The 20,750-nt window shown below is 62.0% G+C and carries 12 protein-coding genes and 1 pseudogene; 8 read left to right on the top strand and 5 right to left on the bottom strand.

Annotated elements, in window-relative coordinates; translation table 11 throughout:
* The first annotated feature begins 68 nt into the window (after positions 1 to 68).
* The 5 genes and pseudogenes from H1204_RS40330 (at position 69) to H1204_RS40310 (ending at position 6,678) form a co-directional block, all read left to right on the top strand.
* Positions 69 to 1,253, top strand: coding sequence for a porin (locus tag H1204_RS40330; protein WP_180734202.1), 1,185 nt, complete (start codon positions 69 to 71; stop codon positions 1,251 to 1,253).
* 115 nt (positions 1,254 to 1,368) lie between these two features.
* Positions 1,369 to 3,864 (top strand): annotated as a pseudogene (locus H1204_RS40325) (carbohydrate-binding family V/XII).
* A 211-nt stretch (positions 3,865 to 4,075) separates the two neighbouring features.
* Positions 4,076 to 4,384, top strand: coding sequence for a hypothetical protein (locus H1204_RS40320; RefSeq protein ID WP_180734201.1), 309 nt, complete (start codon positions 4,076 to 4,078; stop codon positions 4,382 to 4,384).
* Positions 4,385 to 4,447: 63 nt separating this feature from the next.
* Positions 4,448 to 5,434, top strand: coding sequence for a zinc-dependent alcohol dehydrogenase family protein (locus H1204_RS40315; RefSeq protein WP_180734200.1), 987 nt, complete (start codon positions 4,448 to 4,450; stop codon positions 5,432 to 5,434).
* Positions 5,435 to 5,718: 284 nt separating this feature from the next.
* Entirely contained in the window at positions 5,719 to 6,678 is a 960-nt protein-coding gene (locus H1204_RS40310; protein WP_180734199.1) for a serine hydrolase, read from the top strand.
* A 332-nt stretch (positions 6,679 to 7,010) separates the two neighbouring features.
* Here the strand turns inward: H1204_RS40310 and H1204_RS40305 are convergent, their stop codons facing one another.
* The 4 genes from H1204_RS40305 to H1204_RS40290 form a co-directional block, all read right to left on the bottom strand.
* The gene (locus tag H1204_RS40305; protein ID WP_180734198.1) at positions 7,011 to 8,252 is read right to left on the bottom strand and encodes a cystathionine gamma-synthase family protein; all 1,242 of its coding nucleotides are present in this window, start codon (positions 8,250 to 8,252) and stop codon (positions 7,011 to 7,013) included.
* A gap of 171 nt (positions 8,253 to 8,423) precedes the next feature.
* A complete protein-coding gene (locus tag H1204_RS40300; protein WP_180734197.1) occupies positions 8,424 to 9,653 on the bottom strand; it encodes a porin in 1,230 nt (409 codons plus the stop codon).
* A gap of 104 nt (positions 9,654 to 9,757) precedes the next feature.
* Positions 9,758 to 11,110: an MFS transporter gene (locus tag H1204_RS40295; protein WP_180734196.1), complete on the bottom strand. Its 1,353-nt coding sequence runs from the start codon at positions 11,108 to 11,110 to the stop codon at positions 9,758 to 9,760.
* Positions 11,111 to 11,182: 72 nt separating this feature from the next.
* Complete coding sequence (locus H1204_RS40290) at positions 11,183 to 11,725, bottom strand: gluconokinase (protein WP_180734195.1); 543 nt, start codon at positions 11,723 to 11,725, stop codon at positions 11,183 to 11,185.
* 146 nt (positions 11,726 to 11,871) lie between these two features.
* On the opposite strand from H1204_RS40290, the gene H1204_RS40285 reads away from it, so the two are divergent.
* Positions 11,872 to 12,900 carry a LacI family DNA-binding transcriptional regulator gene (locus H1204_RS40285; RefSeq protein ID WP_180734194.1) on the top strand — a complete coding sequence of 343 codons (1,029 nt, stop codon included), beginning with the start codon at positions 11,872 to 11,874 and terminating at the stop codon, positions 12,898 to 12,900.
* An 84-nt stretch (positions 12,901 to 12,984) separates the two neighbouring features.
* Here H1204_RS40285 and H1204_RS40280 read toward each other — a convergent pair whose 3' ends face one another.
* Positions 12,985 to 13,893: a patatin-like phospholipase family protein gene (locus H1204_RS40280; RefSeq protein ID WP_180734193.1), complete on the bottom strand. Its 909-nt coding sequence runs from the start codon at positions 13,891 to 13,893 to the stop codon at positions 12,985 to 12,987.
* 139 nt (positions 13,894 to 14,032) lie between these two features.
* Between H1204_RS40280 and H1204_RS51955 the strand changes: the two genes are divergently transcribed.
* Together H1204_RS51955 and H1204_RS40270 are read left to right on the top strand one after the other, a co-directional pair.
* A complete protein-coding gene (locus H1204_RS51955; RefSeq protein WP_243468887.1) occupies positions 14,033 to 14,566 on the top strand; it encodes a hypothetical protein in 534 nt (177 codons plus the stop codon).
* 447 nt (positions 14,567 to 15,013) lie between these two features.
* Positions 15,014 to 20,479: an AAA family ATPase gene (locus tag H1204_RS40270; RefSeq protein ID WP_180734192.1), complete on the top strand. Its 5,466-nt coding sequence runs from the start codon at positions 15,014 to 15,016 to the stop codon at positions 20,477 to 20,479.
* Positions 20,480 to 20,750 lie beyond the last annotated feature (271 nt).

The raw sequence follows: 20,750 nt of genomic DNA, 5'->3' as shown, positions 1-20,750 counted from the left end.
CGCGGCTATCTCGCACACGGAAAACAGCACATTCATTCAAGTCGTCAGGCTTAGTACGGAATACGAACATGAAAAAAACCACCTTGATTTTCGCGGCTGCTTCGGCGGCCTTTGCAGGTGCGGCGCACGCGCAGAGCAGCGTCACGCTTTATGGCCTCGTCGACGCGGGCCTGACTTACGTGAGCAACGAAGCCTCGCGCCATTCGCCCATCACACCGAATGGCCTGACTGACGGCAAGGCAGTGTTCGGCATGACGAGCGGCAATGTGCAGCAAAGCCGCTGGGGCATGCGCGGAGTGGAAGACCTGGGCGGCGGCCTGAAGGCGGTCTTCAACCTCGAAAGCGGGTTCAACGTGAACAATGGCAGTCTGGCCAATAACAATACGTCCAATAACAGCCTGTTCAACCGCCAGGCGTACGTCGGACTGTCTGCTGCCGACTACGGCACGCTGACCCTCGGCCGCCAGTACGATTCGGTCGTTGATTACCTGGGCCCGGTCTCCGCGGCCGGCACCTGGGGCGGCACGTACTTCGCGCACCGCGGCGATAACGACAACCTGAACAGCACGTTCAGCATCAGCAATTCGGTCAAGTATCAAAGCGCAAACTACGCTGGGGCTTCGTTCAACGCGCTGTACGGTTTCTCAAACTCGGCGAGTGGCTTTGCGAACAACCGCGCGTATAGCGTCGGTGCTGGCTACGACTATGCCGGCGTGCATTTCGCGGCCGCCTATCTGCAGATTCAGGGGCTGAATTCCAACAACAGCTCGGGCGCGATCCAGAATCTTCCCACCCTTTCGATGACAAACCTTCCGGGTCTTCAGAATCAGCGTACCTGGGGTATTGGTTCGAACTATGAAATTGGACCGTTCACGCTCGGCGCGCTGTTCACGCAGACCCGCTATCAGGACAACATCGGCGATTCCTCCGTGCGTTACAACAACCACGAAATCCACGCCCGCTATAGCATGACGCCTGCGTTCAGCCTCGGCGCGGCGTACACGTACACGCAAGGCTTGCGCAGCACGCCGCGTACGTCCGCGACGAGCAACAGCTCGGCTCACTGGAACCAGTTTGGCGTGCAGGCCGACTACGCGCTGTCGAAGCGCACCGACATCTACGCTGAAAGCGTCATGCAGATCGGTGCAGATAATCAGGTCGGCGCGAACGTGACGCAAGTCAACGGCACTGCGGCACCCTCCACGAGCAAGAGCCAATACGTCGTTTCGGCAGGCATCCGGCACCGCTTCTGATCGATTCACCGATCTTTAAGAGTCTTCTCTGGTCTCCGCCAGTTTTAACCGCCCCTTTCAGGGCGGCTTTTTTCTTTTGGACAAGCAACCGATAACTGGACGAGGTATCTCGAAGATGAACGCAAACTTTAAAAGGCGCGGCGCGAAGGCGAGACTGACTCAGATCGTCGCGTCGGTGTTGACGCTCACCGCATTGACCTGGGAACTCCCGCCGTCGTACGCAGCAAGTACCTCTGCACCGGCGACCCAGGCCGACTGGCCACGCGACTTTGAAGCGAGTGGCGAGCATGTCGAAATGTATCAGCCGCAAATCGAGCAGTGGGACGGCAATCGCATCTCGGGGCGCGCAGCCGTTGCCGTCGGCAAGGCCAACGGAACGCCGACCTTCGGCGTCGCGCATTTCTCCGCGAATGCCTATATCGACAAGCCATCGGGGCTGGTCAATCTCACTGCCATCCAGATCGACAGTGTCGACGTTCCAACCGATACGAGCCTCGCTGACAGCGTTCGCCGATCCTTGCTCGCGCGGCTGCCAGCAACGGGCATGAGCGTGTCGCTCGACCAACTGCAGACGAGCTACGCGGCATCGCAAGAGCTGTCGAAAACGATGCGCATGCCGGTGAAAAACGACCCGCCGCAAATCGTGTTCGCCACGCAGCCTACCGTGCTCGTGCTGGTCGACGGCGCGCCCGCGTGGTAAAACGTCGGACGCACGGGCTTCCGGCGCGCGCTGAACAGCCGCGCGCTGCTGATGCGTGATGCCGACGGCACGCTGTATCTGCATGCGGCCGGCTACTGGTTCGACGCGCGCGATACGAACGGGCCGTGGAGCGTCCTCGCAAGGCCGTCAAAAACGCTGTCGGATGCCGCGAAGCAGTCTTCCGCAAAGAGCGCCGCCGATCCGATGCTGCCCGCCAGCGGCAAGCCCGCCGCACAGGCGCCCGCCCTGCTGGTCGCGACTCATCCGGCAGAGCTGATCGTGACGGACGGTCCCGCGCAGTTGAAGCCCGTCGACGGCACGGGACTGCTGACCATCACCAATACCGATCACGCCGTGTTCGTGAATCCCACGACCAACCAGTACTACGTGCTCGTGTCGGGGCGCTGGTTCCAGGCCGCGACGACTAACGGCCCCTGGACTTACGTCCCGGGCAATCAGCTTCCTGCAGACTTCGCGAAGATTTCTCCGAACGATCCGAAGGCCAATGTGCTGGTGTCCGTGCCGGGCACGCCTCAAGCGAGAGAAGCGGCGATAGCTGCCTCCATTCCACAGACAGCCTCGGTCTCGCGTCAGAAAGCCTCCACCAAAGTTTCATACGATGGCGCGCCGCGCTTCGAGCCGATCGCGGACACGTCGCTGCGGTATGCGGTCAATACGGCAACGCCCGTCATCGAAGTCGACTCGACGCATTTCTACGCCGTAGTTAACGGCGTCTGGTTCGTCTCGATTTCGCCGATGGGCGGCTGGACCGTCGCGACCGAGGTCCCGCCCGTGATCTACACGATCCCCATCAGCGCGCCACTGCACTACGTGACGTATGTCCACATCTATTCGGTGACGCCGGATACCGTTGTCGTCGGCTACACGCCGGGGTATCTCGGGGTCGTCGTCGATGCACAAGGCACGGTCGTCTACGGCACGGGTTATGTGTATCCGGCGTACGTCGGCGCGTATTACTACGGCTACCCGCAGACCTATGGATACGGCGCGAGTTTCGCGCTGGGCGCGGCGGAGGGCTTTGCGTTCGGCTTTGCGGCGGGCGCCATCTGGGGATGTGCGTCGCCTTACTGGGGACCGTACTGGGGCGGCGGATACTGGGGCGGCGGCTGGAACAACGTGAATATCAACCAGGCGAATTTCTACGGCCGCTGGGGCCAGGGCACCGTGACGCACACGGCAGGCTGGAATGCATGGACGGGTACGCAATGGCGCGGCACGGCGGGCTCCGGCTATAACCCCGCCACGGGAGCGCACTTTCAGGGCGCACGCGGAGCCGCGTTCAATCCGTATTCGGGTAACTATGCGGCCGGCCGGCAAGGCTCGTTTGCCAATCCCACCACCGGGCGAGAAGGCGCGGGTCGCGGCGGTATCGTCGGCAACCAGTACAACGGCAACTATGCGGCTGGCCGTCAGGTCGCCGGTTACAACGCCCGCACGGGCCGCGCTGGCGCCGCTGAGTTCGGCGTTTCCGGCAATGCGCAGACGGGTCAATATCAGACCGCCAGCAAAGGCATCGTGACCAACCAGTCGCGCGGCAATGCCGTTGCCTGGAACAACGGCGACGTCTACGCGGGACACGACGGCAATGTCTATCGTCGATCGGACGGGTCGTGGCAGCAGCATACGTCGAACGGCTGGCAAACGGCCCAACCGGACCAAAGAACAGGCAGCGATCTCGACCAGCAGCGTGACGCGCGCACGACGGGCGAGCAGCGCTTCAACCAGCATGCCGGCGGATTCGGCGGAGGCGACGGGTTTGGCGGCCAGCACTCCGGCGGATTTGGCGGAGGCGACGGGTTTGGCGGCCAACACTCCGGCGGATTTGGCGGGGGTAACGGGTTCAGCGGCGCGCATTTCGGCGGCGGGGGATTCCACGGCGGGCGGCGCTGAGCGGTACGCGGCGGCACTTCAATGCTGCGGTGCTGCCGCACTGCGGCGCTTCGGGCGTGGGCGCGCATAACGCGCCTCGCCCGCTGCGCCAGCGGTCGGGACATGGTTCATGCAGTGCTGCATGATAGAGTTTGCTGAACGCGTCACCGTCGGGCGTATCTTCGCGGATATGCCCGCTCCCAGCACCTGATCCGTCACTGCGAGGCCGAGCATGGAGACGAAACTTACCGCCCACTTGCCCACCGTCGATATAGAAATTACGCGACGCAAACTGCCCGACCGCAATGCGGAGAGCGTCGCGATTCACATTACCGCCGTACCATCGGTCGAAGCCGCCGCACGGTGGTTTCTGCAACCGGACTTTTTCTCGCTCGCGTCGCCGCTGTCGATGTTTTCTATGTGGTCGATGTGGATGCGCGCGTGGCAGCCGTGGCTCCCGTCCGTTGCTGCGCCCGTTCAGGCATCTCAGGAGCCTGAAAAGCGGCTCAAGGATGACCCGTCATCCACACCGCATGGTTGAGCTATCGCGCGGCGCCGCACGCCTGACGCGGCATTGGCGGATTCCACGCGAGGAGGATCAAACATGCGCGCAATGGTTTTCGACGGATCGAGTCCCACGCTGGCCGAACGCGAGTTATCCCAGCGAGCGCCATTAGCCGGCGAGTTGCTGATCGACGTGCTGGCATGCGGCGTGTGCCGGACCGATCTGCATGTCGTGGATGGCGAACTGAGTGAACCGAAACGGCCTGTGATTCCAGGGCATGAAATCGTCGGCCGGGTCGCGGCGCGCGGCGCTGACGTGACGGCATTCGATATCGGCGACCGCGTCGGCGTACCGTGGCTTGGCAGCACGTGCGGCGTCTGTCCGTATTGTGCGAGCGGCCGCGAGAACCTCTGCGATGCGCCTGGTTTCACCGGCTATACGATCGACGGCGGCTACGCCGAGCAGGTGATCGCCGATCACCGTTATTGCCTGCCGTTGCCCGAACGCTACGACGACGCGCAAGCTGCGCCGCTGCTGTGCGCCGGTCTCATCGGCTACCGGACGCTCAGCATGGCGGGCGACGCGAAGCGCATCGGCATCTATGGCTTCGGCGCGGCGGCGCACATCGTCGCGCAGGTCGCGCGTCACCAGGGCCGCGCGGTGTACGCGTTCACGCGCCCTGGCGACGATACTGCACAACAACTCGCTCGCAGGCTCGGTGCGACATGGGCGGGCGGCAGCGATGAAACGCCGCCCGAACCGCTCGATGCCGCGCTGATCTTCGCGCCCGTCGGCTCACTCGTGCCGGCCGCGCTGAAGGCGGTCGTCAAGGGCGGTATCGTCGTGTGCGGCGGCATTCACATGAGCGACATTCCCGCGTTTCCGTATGCGTTTTTGTGGGGCGAGCGCCGCGTGGTGTCGGTTGCGAACCTGACGAGAGCCGATGGCGCAGCGTTCATGAAGATCGCCGGCGACACGCAGCTCGATATCGAAGTGACGCGCTATCCGCTTGCTGACGCAAATCGCGCGCTCGACGATCTGCGTAGCGGGCGGCTGTCGGGCGCGGCGGTATTGATGATGCGCTGAGTGCGGCCTGTTCGTGCGCCGTCAGAAGATCGATCGTCCTGTGAGGTGGTCAGCCATTCTAAAGCCAGCACGCTGACTGACAAGTTCAACTTCTTGTGCTGGACGAACGCCGGTTGCGAAAGATGGCTTCGGAGAAGCGCGTCCGATGGCCCTAAAAATTCTGTTCGCCTTCCCTCACACGATCCTGCATCAAGCGGCTACATTTATGTTGTAGGAAGACAATCTTGCGCATGGAGTCACCGCTGCCTCCGAATTGCGGTCCGCAGTTCCGAAGTGAGAATGACATGAAGAAATCGATCTGCGCACTGCTGCTTGCGGCCACGTCTCTATGCGCGCGTGCCGACACCCCGTCGCTCTACTCGCCTAGCGTGATCGTGTACGACGTCACGCGTGGGGAAGTCCTGCTGGAAAAGAATGCTGACGATCCCCGACCCATCGCGTCGCTGACCAAACTGATGACCGCGATGGTGGTACTCGACAAGACACAGGAGATGGGAGATACCCTGACCATTGACGACGCCGACATCGACCGGCTCAAGCACTCGGGTTCCCGGATACCCGTCGGTACATCGCTCGAACGCGAGGCAATGCTTCGCCTTGCGCTGATGTCGTCCGAAAACCGTGCGGCGTCCGCCCTGTCACGCTCGTTCCCTGGCGGCCAACCGGCGTTCATCGAGCAGATGAATCTGAAGGCGCGCGGGCTAAGCATGTCCGACACGCATTTCGAAGATCCGACGGGACTTTCGCCGAACAATGTCTCGACGGCGCGCGATGTTGTCAAACTGGCAATCGAAGCGTCGCACTATCCGATGATCAGTTCATTTACCACGCTGACAGCGTACGAACAGACAATTGGCAGCCGGACGCGTTTCTATCGCAACACGGACCCCGTCGTCCGCTGGACGGATTGGGACGTTCAGCTCGCCAAAACCGGATACACGCGTGAGGCGGGTCGCTGCATCGTGGTCGACGTCGCGATGCCGAGAGGTCCGGTGATCATTGCGCTGCTTGGCGCACGTTCATCCCGTGCGCGCTCCACTGATCTGGCCACGATCCGCAACTGGGTGAGCGGTGATGAAACGCCCGTAGCCGTGCCCCGGCTGTACTACGCCTCGGCGCATTCGCGTCACGGCCACCCCGTCGTCGCCAGCCAACCGCATCGCGTGAAGGTGCGATTCGCGTCGACCGGCCCGTCGCATCGGCATGCGTCACGCCGCGTGATCGCCAGTCGAGCCGGTGCGTAAGCGCGGCCGATCTGCCAAGACGCGCATCCCGCTCCACCGCCGCTTTTCCACGTCAATAAATTCTGTTAACGGACTTGTAAGGGATTCGTCGGCGGTGCGCGTTTAACCGTCGACAAGATGCCGAGCCGAGACAAGTAGGTGACGCTGCGAACGCGAGACCTGCGAGAGCGATATCTCACCCCAGGCATGCGACGACGTCATGCCAGCCGTTATCCGGGAAGGCGCATCCATGACCGTCGGGCGGACGCCAACCAGGCACTGAATACGCCCCCATCGGCCACCTGGAGATTTATCAATCTGCCGATAAACGCGCTCACATCAAGCAGCCCAGATCACTCCGCGAGCCTTAGTGCCTGCGAAAAATCCGCGATCAGATCGTCAATATCCTCGATGCCGGCCGACAGCCGCAACATGCCGTCCGAAATACCCATTGCTTTGCGCGTTTCCGGACCGGCCTCGAAAAAAATTGTCGGCGCTACTGGAATAATAAGCGTGCGCGTGTCGGCGAGACCGGTCGCCTTGACAGGCAGTCTGAGCGCGTTGACGACTTCCACCATACGCTGCGCGTCCAGTAATTCGAATGACAAAAGCCACGACGCACCCTTGAACAGCATTTGCGCGATGTCGTATTGCGGATGGCTCTTCAAACCGGGATAGAGAACCTTGCCGACGGCTTTGTGTCCCTCCAGGAACTGGGCGAGTGCGAGCGCATTGTCGTTGCTTTGCTTCACGCGCAATGCGAGCGTTTCCGCGCCCATCGCGATCGAGTGCGCCTGCTCGGAGGACAAAGATGCGCCCATGTCGCGCAAGCCTTTCTTGCGGATTTGCAACAGGCCCTGCTCCTTCGGCAAGGAGCGTCGGTAGTCGTCGGCAATGTTCGGATACACGCTCCAGTCGAACAGGCCCGTATCCGTCACCGCTCCGCCGAGCGCAGCACCATGGCCCGCAATCGTCTTTGTCAGCGAGTTGACAACGAGACTCGCCCCGACCGCCTTCGGTTTGAACAATGCTGGCGACGTGATCGTGTTATCGACGACATAGCTGATACCGCGCTCACGGCATAGGTCACCGATGCCTTGCAAGTCCGGGATTTGCGTACCTGGATTCGCAATGGTTTCGACGAAGACCATGCGCGTATTCGGTCGGATCGCGTTCTTCACATTGTCGGCGACGCATGCATCGACGGTTGTGACTTCCACGCCGAGCATCCTCAAGGTCCCAAAGAGGCTGTTGGTGTTGCCAAATACGTAGCGGCTCGATATGAGGTGATCGCCCGCACGCAAGAGCGTGAGGAACGTCGCCGTGATCGCGGCCATGCCCGTGCTGAAGCAGACCGTGCCAACACCGTCTTCGAGGCTGGTTATCTTGCGCTCGAGCGCAGCCGTCGTGGGAGTGCCCTGTCGCGCATAGTTGAACCCACCCTTCTTCGTACCCTGGAACACGCCGATCAGATCCTCGACGCGCTCGAAGCCATATTGCACGGAGGTGTGAATCGGCTGATGCACGGCGCCGTGCTCAGTGCCTGCGATCCTGTCACCGTGAACGATACCTGTTGTGAAGCCTTGCTTGTCCATCCCTTCTCCGCTTTTCAAGTCGAATCCCCGGGCTCATTATCGCCGGAAAGCATGGCGTTTGAGTCCTCGGTGCAGTCACACAGCGGCTTATCGACGACGGCATGTCAAGCTACAAGAAAAAAAGCGCCGCAATTGCGGCGCTTTTTCATGCTTCATGCAATGCAGACGGCGTCAGAACCGATGCACGATACCCACACCCACACCGACCATGCTGCGGGATGAAGAAGGCGTCGAGTTAAAGCCATCACCCAGCGTTGCTGTTGCATTGATGATGTTACCGGCACCGTTATTGCCGAGCGTCTGGCCATTCGCGCGCTGATATGCCTGCAACGCATAGAGACCCGTGCGCTTGGAAAGCGAATAGTACTCGGAGAGGTTGAACTGCTGGTACTGTGCGCTGCTCGTGATGCCGTTGGCCTTCGTCGCGCGCGTATAGCTGTAACCCGTCGCGAAGTCCCATGCAGCCGTCGGCTTCCAGTGCAGCACGATGCCGCCCGTGTTCCAGATTGCCTCGTTGCGGAACGACGAACCCGCACCCGGGATGTACTGCACGTTCGTGTACGTCGCCGTGATATCGAACTGGCTGTTGAACGTGTAGCCCGCGCCGACTGCAAAGCGCTGCTGCGCCTGCGCCGTGCGGTAACCGTTCGTCACGGCCGACACACCCGTCTGCGCCCCCGCGTTCGACGTCGTCGAGTCGGTACCGAATGCCCCGCCGCCAGTCGTGGAGTTGTTGATGCGCGAGAAGCCGACCGCGATGCCGACCGGACCTTGCTGATACTGCACCGCCGTGCTCCATGTCGAGCCCTGGTTCACGCTGCCCGGCACGCCCGCAAACGAGTACGAGCCGCTGAACTTGAAGCCGTACAGCGACGGCGACATATACAGCAGCGTGTTGTTCGCGCGGTAGATCGTATCGAGGCCATCCACGTCGCCCGGGTGCGCGCCGTAGAATCCGGTGAGCCACGTCGTCGGGCTGTACGGCGAGAGCAACTGGTAGTACGACGCGTACTGGCGGCCCGCCGTCAGCGTGCCGTACGTGGAGTTAGTCACGCCGACGAACGCCTGGCGGCTGAACATCAGGTTGTTCGTCGACATCGCGCCGCTGTTGGCGCTAAAGCCCTCTTCCAGCGTGAAGATCGCCTTCGTACCACCACCCAGATCTTCAGCGCCCTTCAGGCCGAAGCGGCTGCCCGCCCAGACGCCCGTGATCATCTTGAACGCCGAGTGACCGCCCGACGTCGAACCCAGCGACGTCGAACTCGACTGATAACCGATGCCGTTATCGACGATGCCGTACAGCGTCACGCTGTTCTGCGCGAACGCGGGTGCGTGAGCAGCCGTCGCAACCGAGGCGACAGCCGCGAGACCGATCAGGCGTCGTTGACGGTTCTTTTTCATTGTGATGTTCTCCAGATGCCTCTTTGAGGCTGTTATTGATTCGTTTTTCTGATGCTGCTTTCTTGCTGGCTGATCCGGCCTGTCGCGCCTTCGCAGCGACGGGATCAACCCGCCGGCGTCGACGCTTTCGAGGTGCGGCGACGCGTTTCTTCGTCGCGATCGGTCGGTTCGGGAATCGCTTCGATGCGCCCCATCACGAACACGAACGACACGATGCCGATGGCCAGGATTACACCCGCAACGAGGAACGCATTGGTGAACGAATTCGTCGCGCCGACGATGAAGCCCGTCACGATCGGTGCGGCCACGCCCATCAGGTTGTTGGCGAAGTTCATGATGCCGCCGACGGTACCCACGCCGCCCTTCGGCGCAATCAGTGACGGCAGGGACCAGCCAACGGGTGCTGCCGCTGCGAGGCCACCCAGCGCAACGGAAATCCAGAAGATCGCCCAGCCGGGATTGACCGTCTGCGTCGCGCCGAAGACAGCGAGACCGAACAGCATGCCCGTCACGAGGACGGCCTTACGCACGCGTGTCTCATCCTTGCCGCGCGCGATGAGATGATCGATCAGCCAGCCGCCGACGACGAGGTCCGTCACCGTCGCCACGGCCCACGGAATCGCGGCAAAGCCCGCTGACTTGAGAATGCTCATGTGCATGGTCTGCACGAGGTACCCCGGCAGCCAGGTCAGGAACAGATAGAACGAATAGCCGTAGGCGGCGAACCCGATCGTCAGGCCCCAAACCTTCGTCTTGGTCAGCAGATAGCCCAGCATGCCGAACACGCTCGCGCTCGACGTGCCTTCGGGCGTTGCGCCGCCCTTCTGGATGTAGTCGAGTTCAGCGGCCGAGAGCTTGCTGTCCTGGCTCGGATCGCGATAGATGAGCAGGAACGCGATGAAGTACGCCAAGCTCAACAGCGCCGTGACGCCGAATCCCCAGCGCCAGCCGGCGTTCACCACGACCACTGCCACCAACGGTACGCCGATCACGTTCGAGAATTTGGCGGCCGCATCGAAAATGGCGGTCGCGAGCGCCCGCTCCTTGCGCGGGAACCAGTAGCCCGTGGCCTTCGAACTGACGGGAAAGCCCGGCGCTTCCGCGATGCCGAGCACCGCGCGCGCCGCGAACACGCCGCCAAAGCCACTCGCGAAAACGGTGATGGCGGACGCCAGTCCCCACAGGAAGGCGCCCCAGCGGCCAATACGCGTCACGCCGAAACGGTCAAGAAGGATTCCCGCCGGCACCTGCAGCAACGCGTACGGCCAGAAAAAAGCACTGAACAGCAGCCCCATGTCTGCGGGCGACAGGTTGAACGCCTCTTTCATTTGCGGTGCCGCTACCGACAGATTGATCCGGTCGAAATAGTTGATGAGCACGCCAATGCCCAACAGCAGGCCGATTGCCCAACGCCGGTTGGGAACGCGTTGCCCTGAAGCGCCCGAAATGTTTGCCACTTTTAGTCTCCTCAAAAAAATATCGTTCTGGCCAGTCATCTGGTCCGCGCAATGTCTTGAGACAGCGCTATCTCATGCGGACAGCAAAAGCCCCGACTCGGCTTGCGCGCTCCCGCACCACGCCGTCGCCTCGCCGACGATGCTCACGAGTGGACGGGTGCCGTCGATCGTCAGCGTCAGCGGCTCGACATCGGGTCGCTCCAGCGCGGCGAACTGGCTCTCGACCAGCGATGCCGGCATGAAATGGCTCTCGCGTTGCGCCACGCGCCGCAATGCCTCGGTTTGCGGCAGATCGAGAAAAACGAAACCCAGCGACGCTGTCGCCTTCCGCAACCGGTTGCGATAGCGTTGCTTGAGTGCCGAGCACGCGAGCACGGCGCGCTCGCCGCGGCTGGCAACGCGCTCCAGTTCTTCGGATAGCCTGTCGAGCCATCCCGCGCGATCCTCGTCAGTCAGCGGGATGCCGCGCTGCATCTTGTCGACGTTTGCTTTTGGGTGAAACGCGTCGCCTTCTATCAGTACACCGCCGATACGCGCGGCGAGTGCCTGCGCAACGCTGCTCTTGCCGCAGCCTGCGACACCCATGACGACAAGCGATGAGATGTTCCCGATCATATGCAACTCCTTCGATTGAGACAGCGCTATCTCGTGAAGACAAAAAATAAGGCCTGAGCAAGGAAACTCATTCACGACCGAGATCACGGACGGCGTGATAGAGCCCTATTGCGCGAGGCTTGGGACAGCGCTATCCTAAATCGATCATGGCGAACCCAACACCCAGGAAAACCCGAAGCACCGGCCGGCCGACCCTTGAAGCGGTCGCCCGCCTGGCTGGCGTCAGCATCATTACCGCGTCGCGTGCCTTGCGTGGTCTGGGCTCGGTCGGACCGGAATACGTGGAACGGGTCAAAGCTGCAGCGGCAGAGTTGAATTACGTCACCAACCCCGCTGCGCGAGCGCTCGCGTCCTCGCGCAGCGCCGCGGTGGCCGTCGTGATTCCATCGCTGTCGAACACGGTGTTTACCGACGTGCTCGAATCGATTCACGCCGTGCTGCGTCCTCGCGGCTACGAAATCCTGATCGGCAATTCGCATTATTCGCGCAACGCCGAAGAGGATCTGATCCGCCACTACCTGGCGTCTCCGCCAAGCGGGCTGATCGTTACCGGCTTCGAACGGACCGAGAGCGCACGTCGCCTGATCGAGGCGAGTGGCGTGCCTTGTGTGCATATCATGGAACTGGAAGAAGCCGAAGGCGTGCACTGCGTCGGCTTTTCACAGGCGGGCGCTGGCGAGGCCGTCGCCGGGCATCTGATTGCGCGTGGCTGCCGGCGCAATGCCTTCGTCGCCGCCCAGCTAGACTCGCGGATGATGCAGCGCGGAGAAGGCTTTCGTGAGGCGCTCAGGCGCAAAAACCTGTATGACGCCGACCTCGAAGTCCTTACGCCGGCGCCGTCGTCGATCGGGCTTGGATGCGATCTGTTCCGCCAGTTGCTGCAACGGCGGCCGGACGTCGACGGGATTTTTTTCGGCAATGACGACCTCGCGCAAGGCGCGCTGTTTGAAGCACGCCGTCAAGGCATCGCAATTCCGGAACAGGTAGCGATAGTCGGCTTCAACGATCTGGCGGGCGCCGCCGACTGCGTGCCGCGACTGACCACGGTTCGAACGCCGCGCGCCGAAGTCGGACGCGTGGCGTCGAATCTTCTGCTGTCGATAATCGAAAACGAGCCGATCGTGTCGCCAGTCGTCGATCTCGGCTACGAACTGGTGGTGCGAGAAAGCGCCTGAACCCCGCAGTGTGTCCGCATCTATCATCGCCGTGACAAGGTTGTCGACCGAACGGGACTGACCTCGGCCACCGAGGATCATCACCTAGGCGCTGGCGTCGCAGGTCGGATGCGCTGCCGTGTGCGTGTGCTCGCGCAGCGCACCCGGAATGAACGTGCGTTGAAGACCGCCCTCGCCTAGCCACGCCCGCGTCTTCTCCGCCGCACGCTCGATCAGGTGATCACACTGCGTGTAGTCGTACGGCGAGACGTCGAGCGGACACAGCGGCGGCACGACGTAGATCTCTGCGCGGGTCGAATAGAATTCGAGGTCGCGCACGAGCTGCCGCGCGATCACGAGCGTCAACGCATGCATCGCCTGCCCGATCGCGCTCCCGGGCGGCTTGTGCAACCCACAGGCAAAGCCGGCCGGCAACACGATGATGCGCGTGGCGCCCAGCGCCACGGCCACCGAGACGGGCGTATTGTTGGCGACGCCGCCATCGACCAGAAGCTGGCCGTCAATTCGTATCGGCGGAAACACGCCTGGAATCGCCGCACTGGCGAGCACCGCGTCCACCACCAGGCCCGATGAAAATACGATTTCGTTGCCGCTGAGCATGTCGGTCGCAACGATGTGCAGCGGCAGCGCCGCCTTTTCGATCTGTTTGTACCGCAAATGCTTTTCCAGCAGCATCCGCAGCGCCGTCGCTTCGACGAGGTGCGTGCGGTTTTGCAGGATCATCCTGAGCAGTCCAAGCATCGAGAACGGCATAATGTCCTGCCGCCGGATGCTGCGCCATAAGGATTCAAGCATCGCTACCCCGCCGACATCAGGTTGTCCGGCGAAATAGGCGGCGTTGATCGCGCCCGCGGATGCGCCGACCACGCAACCGGGCCGTTCGCCCTGTTGAAGAAGCTCGCGCAGCATGCCGACTTCAATTGCGCCGAGGCTGCCGCCGCCCGCGAAAACGAAGGCGGTCAATCCCGGATGAGCGGTTGGATCGAGGGACATGGCCGTCTCCCCTGCCGAGTGACCTGATTGCGGACCCTGATGCCCACTAGATTCGCACAGATCGTGGGGCCGCTCAATGCGTGCAACACCTGTCCGCGCCCCGTACAGACTGGCTTGAAGCGACGCGTCGTGCGAATCATTGACGCTGCGCGTACTGCAAGTATTATTTCCTCCACGGACGCACCGCGCGTACCGTTCCGCGAATCTGGGCCAGAGAAAGACCATGAAAACCTTCCGAATCGAAAACACGATTTCTGGAGTCGTAGTTGGCGAATACCAGGCCAGATCCGAACGGGACGCACTCGACGCAATGGCGCGTGATGCAGGCTTTGTCGATCACGCGGATGCGCAACGCGCCGCGCCTGCTCAAAATGGAGAACTGCGGGTGACTGAAGCAGGCGTCTGGCCCATGACGCACTGCGTGATGGAACGGTTGGGCGGCGAGGCAACCGAAGAGGATGCCGACAAGGTCATCACCTACGCAATGATGCTGTGGAGCGAGCAACTCGCGGACGGTCTTGGCGAACCCGGCGAAGAAGCGGCGATCGAACGGATCGACGACTGGCTTTCGAACCGTACCTATGAATGGCGGGTTCTCTGGGTAGCGGCAAACGGCGATGTCTCCGCACGGGATCATGTTCGCAGGGAAGCAGGCCTGCCCTTTGCACGTTGATACGGCCGGTCGCCGAATGGCGCCGCGTATTCAGTCCGCTGCCGCCTGAACGGGAATGAGTGGCAGGCGCGCACGGCGCTCGCTGCCGTCTTCGGCGCGTGCGCTGCTCGACGCACTTCAACTGTGCGGATCAATGCCGTCGGTAAGGTTTCCGCAGCTTTTCTCGATGGTCGGGTAGCAGCAGTGCAGGCAGCGCGGCCCGCTAACCGTCGCAATCAACGTGTATACGGCCCCAACGACGTTTCCACCGCGTCGCTTGCGATGCCGATCTTTCCACACCTGGTCCAGCACATCTTCAGCGCAGACGAAGAAAACAACGCAATGGCACGGCTCGAGATATCGCGTTGCCGGTGTTACTCCAGTACGCCTACCGCGGTAAACGCAGACGAAACGGGCAAACTCGCTTGATAAGATGACAAACACAAGCATGACGGTGAATGGCGGCAGATGAACGCTTCAGAGAGTTCCAACGCTGGTAGCGGTGCCCAGATCCTGTGGGAGGATGGCGAGCGCACCTTCTGCCGGTTCCGCGCGTCGGACGGCAGTGACAGCGTGCTAATCGTTCGCGCCGCCGCGGAACGCCCCTCGTCCGCCACCCTCGATCGCCTCGCACACGAATTCGCACTAAAGGATCAGCTCGATGGCGCGTGGGCGGTGCGACCTCTGAAACTGGTCCGGGAAAACGGACGGACCGCACTCGTGCTGGAGGACCCGGGCGGCGAGCCACTCGAACGCCTGATTGGCGCACCCATGGCGCTGGAAGCTGCCTTGCCCCTCGCCGTGGGCATCGTCGCGGCGCTGGGCAAGCTGCACCAGCGCGGCCTCGTCCATAAGGACCTCAAGCCCGCGCATATTCTGATGAACTGCACAGACGGCCGGGTGCGGCTCACCGGCTTTGGCATCGCATCGCGCCTGCCACGCGAGCGGCAATCGCCAGAGCCGCCCGAAACCATTGCCGGCACCCTCGCCTACATGGCGCCCGAGCAGACCGGGCGGATGAATCGTTCGATCGATTCGCGCAGCGACCTTTATGCATTGGGCGTCACGCTCTACCAGATGCTGACTGGCACGCTGCCTTTCGCGGCCGCCGATCCGATGGAATGGGTGCACTGCCATGTCGCCCGAAAACCGGCGCCCCCCGACACACGGGTCGACACGATCCCGCCCGCCGTCTCGGACCTCGTCATGAAACTACTCGTCAAGACGCCCGAGGAGCGCTATCAGACAGCGGCGGGCGTCGAGCGGGATCTGCAGCGCTGCCTCTACGAGTGGCAGCGTCAGCGCCACATTGATGCCTTCGCGCTGGGTGAACACGACACCCCCGACCGGTTGCTCATCCCGGAGAAGCTCTATGGGCGGGCGCGCGAAGTCGACGCTCTGGTGGCCGCGTTCGACCGCGTCGTCAGCAGCGGCACGCCCGAACTGGTGCTGGTTTCCGGCTATTCCGGCATCGGCAAATCCGTCGTGGTCAACGAACTGCACAAGGTACTGGTGCCGCCGCGGGGACTCTTCGCCTTCGGGAAGTTCGACCAGTACAAACGTGACATACCCTATTCGACGCTCGTGCAGGCTTTTCGAGGCCTGGTGCGGCCGCTTCTCGGCAGGAAGGAGTCGGAACTGGCAGTCTGGCGCGACGCCATGCTGGAGACACTGACGCCGAATGCAGGGCTCATGACGGACCTGATCCCCGAACTGAAGCACATCATCGGCGATCAGCCGCCCGTCCCGGAACTGGAGCCGCATCAGGCGCAGCGCCGTTTCCAGCGCGTCTTCCGTCGCTTCATGGGTGTCTTCGCGCGACAGGAACATCCGCTGGCGCTGTTTCTCGACGATCTGCAATGGCTCGACGCCGCGACGCTGGATCTGCTGGAGGATCTCCTGACCCGCTCCGATCTTCAATACGTGATGCTCATCGGCGCCTATCGCGATAACGAGGTCGATGCCGCGCATCCGTTGATGCGCAAGCTTCAAGCTATCAGGAACGCAGGTGCGCGGCTCGATGAAATTGCGCTCGCGCCTCTCGCCCACGAGCACGTCGAGCAACTGATCGCCGAAGCGCTACGCTGCGAGCGCGAACGCGTGGCACCGCTTGCGCATCTCGTGCACGCGAAGACGGCGGGCAATCCATTCTTCGTCATCCAGTTTCTGCACGCACTCGCTGATGAAGATTTACTCACCTTCGATCACGACACGGCGAATTGGAACTGGAGCCTGTCCAGAATTCACGGCAAGGGCTACACCGACAACGTGATAGACCTGATGGTCGCGAAGCTGGCGCGTCTGCCCACCGAAACGCTGCTCGCCTTGCAACGGCTCGCCTGTCTCGGCAACACCGCCTCGATCGAGATGTTGTCGAAGGTCTCGGGGAATTCGCTGCATGAGATTCAGGTGCAACTGCGGCCGGCAGTTGATCAGGATCTCGTCGAGCACGTCAAAGGCGCCTACCGGTTCGCGCACGACCGGATACAGGAGGCCGCCTATTCACTGATCCCGGAACACTCGCGCGCCGATGCTCACCTGCATATCGGGCAGCTGCTTACGGCTCAGACGCCCGCAGACAAACTTGAAGAGACCATCTTCGAGATCGTCAGTCAGCACAACCGTGGCGCTGCTCTGGTAACGTCGCGGGAAGCGCGCGAGCAACTGGCCGGATTCAACCTGATCGCCGGCCAGCGAGCCAAGGCGTCGACAGCGTATGCATCGGCGCTCAACTATCTGACTGCCGGCACTGACCTCCTGACGGGCGACTGCTGGGAGCGCAGGTATGAACTGATCTTCGCGCTGGAGTTGAACCGGGCCGAATGCGAATTCCTCACTGGCCGGTTATCGGTCGCGGAAGAGCGCCTGGCCATGCTGTCAGACCGCGCGACGACCACGGTCGAACAGGCGCATGTCGCCTGTCTGCGAATGGATGTCTACCTGACTCTCGATCGGAGCGGTCACGCGGTCCAGGTTTGTCTCGACCACCTCCGGCAAGTCGGTATCGATTGGCTAGCGCATCCGCAAGAGAACGACGCGCGGCAGGAGTATGAAAACATCCGGTCACGGCTTGCCGGCCGGACTATCGAGGCGCTCATCGATTTGCCATTGATGACGGACCCAGCGTCCCTCGCGACCGTCGATGTGCTGAGCAAACTCATGAGGCCAGCGTGGTTCTTTGACGCCAATCTGGCATCACTGACGATATGCAAAGTGATCAGTCTTAGTCTCGAGCACGGTAACTGCGACGCGTCGTGTTTTGCGTATGTCATGTTCCCCCGGATCGCAGGACCACGCTTTGGCGATTATCAGGCCGGATTCCAGTTCGGCCAGATCGGCTTCGAACTGGTCGAGCGCCGTGGGCTCAAACGCTTCGAAGCGGTGACGTATCTCTGCTTCGCGCTTTACGTCGTGCGCTGGACGACACATGTGCGCGTCAGCACTGAGATGCTGCGTCGCGCGTTCGAAGCGGCGAACCGGATCGGGGACCTCCCATCTGGCGCCTATACATGCTGCCATATCGTGTCGGACCTGCTGTTCGCCGGTGAGCCGTTGATCGAGGTGGAACGCGAAGCAGAACAGGGCCTCGCGTTTTCAGCGAAGGCGCGGTTCGGTCTTGTCGTCGATAACCTCACCACGCAACTCGCGTTGATCCGGATGCTCCGAGGCGCGACGCTGAAATTCGGTCGCCTCGACTACGGTGAGTTCAACGAACTTCGTACGGAGCAGCACTTGTCCAGCAATCCAGCGCTCGCAACGGCTGCGTGCTGGTACTGGATACGGAAACTGCAGGCGCGCTATCTAGCAGGTGACCATGTGGGCGCCATGGACGCCGCGTCGATGGCGCAGCAGTTGCTCTGGAGTTCATCGTCGCATCTGGAAGAAAGCGAATATCACTTCTATGGTGCGCTGGTCCGGGCCGCACATTGCGACCGCGCATCAGCCGGCGAGCGAGAGCAGCATCACGACGCCATTGCCGGGCATCACCGGCAACTGAAGATCTGGGCGAAAAACTGTCCGGAGAATTTCGGCAACCGCGCGGCGCTGGTCGGTGCCGAAATGGCCCGACTGGAGGACCGCGTTGTTGAGGCGATGCAACTCTACGAAGAGGCCGTCCGGTCGGCACGCGCAAACGGCTTCTCACACAATGAAGCGCTGGCCAACGAACTCGCGTCCCGCTTCTACGCCGAGCAGGGGTTCGACAGGATTGCCCGTGTGTATCTGGACGACGCACGGCGGGGCTACCAGCGTTGGGGCGCCGACGGCAAGGTGCGGCAACTCGATGAGCGCTATCCGCATCTCATGGAGGGCGAGCGAGCGCCCGGGCCAGCTAGCACGATTGGAGCGCCCGTCGAACACCTCGACCTCGCCACTGTCGTCAAGGTGTCGCAGGCTGTTTCGCGCGAGGTCGTCCTCGACAGGTTGATCGATACGATCATGCGTACTGCACTCGAACAGGCAGGTGCCGAGCGGGGCTTACTGATTCTTCTGGATGCGGGCGTACAACGGATCGCAGCGGAAGCCAGGACGGACGGCGACCTGCCTCGCGTGCAGTTGCGGGATGCGCCCGTGAGCGCGATGGCGATGCCCGAGTCGGTGCTTTACCATGTGCTGCGCACAAGGGAGAGTGTCATTCTCGACGATGCCGCCAGCGAGCCCACATTCGCGATGGACCCTTACATCAGTAGGCATCGGACCCATTCAGTTCTATGCTTACCGTTGATGAACCAGGCCAAGTTCATCGGTGCCATTTACCTCGAAAACAACCTGATCACTCGCGCCTTCGCGCCGGCCCGGACCGCGGTGCTTCGGCTTCTCGCCTCACTGGCCGCGACCTCGCTCGAGAATAGCCGTCTGTACCGCGACCTTGCGGAACGCGAGGCCAGAATACGGCGACTCGTCGACGCCAACATTGTCGGCATCATTGTATGGAATGCCGAGGGTGACATTCTGGAGGCCAATGACGCATTCCTGCACATGCTGGGGTATGAGCGCGACGACCTTGTGTCAGGCCGCCTCCGCTGGAGGGATTTGACGCCGGCGGAATGGCGCGAAAGCAGCGAACGGGCTTTGGCACAGATCGGACAGAACGGGCACATTCAACCTGCCGAAAAGGAATACATCAGGCGGGACGGCAGTCGTGTGCCCGTCATGGTCGGCAGGGCTGCATTCGACACCAGTGGCAAGGAGGGTGTTGCTTTCGTGGTCGATCTGACCGAGCGCAAGGAGGCTGAGCACCGTTTGCGCGAGTCCTACGAGATGCTGCGCGAACTCACCTCTCATCGTGAGACGGCGCGCGAGGAAGAGCGCAAGCATATTGCTCGTGAAATGCACGACGAGCTTGGACAACACCTCACCGCGCTTCGCATGAGGGCGTCGGTATTACGCATGCAGTTCGGCGACGATCTCCCGGAACTGGCCGTGCAAACCCAGTCACTGATTTCCCTTGTGGACGAAACCATGCAGGTCGTACGAGGCGTGATCGCGTCACTGCGCCCGGCCGCACTCGACACGGGTATTTCGGCAGCGCTCGAGTGGCTCGCGGCCGAGTTCAACCGCAATGGCCGTACCGTCTGTCGCCTCCACTTGCAAGACGAGAATATCGTCGTTAGCGAGGATTGCGCCATCGTCCTGTTCCGCCTCGTTCAGGAGGCGTTGACCAATGTTGCCCGTCACGCTGCCGCCAACGAGGTCGTCATCACGCTGGAACGAGCGCCCGACGGCTGCCTTCTGGAAGTACGCGACGACGGTCTGGGATTCGACGTTCTGGCGACCCGAAAAAGGTCGTTCGGATTGGCGGGGATGGAAGAGCGCGTTCTGATGCTGGGCGGTCTGATCGACGTCATCAGTTCGCCGGGAGCCGGCACGACGATCAAGGTAAGACTTCCCGACCGCCCCGCTCTGACAACATACGATCAGATGAAGCGAACGTGATGGCGGTTGCATGCCCCCTGACTTCTGGCATCAGAACCCATCCGAAAAGCCGGGCGATCGCACCAGGAACCAGGATGCAGGCCGGCATCGCGACACCGAAAATAAGGCTCCAGTCGACAATAGGACCGAGGTCCATTCCTAGGACATAGCAAATACCCGCCAACAACAAGGACGCACCAGGCAGAACCGGTACACACGCGATTTCCCAGCGCGCGCTTGCCACGAGCGCCGTGCGCGCCAGATAAACCGAGCCATCGGTGTGGTTGCGGAT

The organism is Paraburkholderia sp. PGU19 (assembly GCF_013426915.1).
Taxonomy (GTDB): Bacteria; Pseudomonadota; Gammaproteobacteria; order Burkholderiales; family Burkholderiaceae; genus Paraburkholderia.
This window is presented reverse-complemented; position numbering and strand designations above follow the sequence as displayed.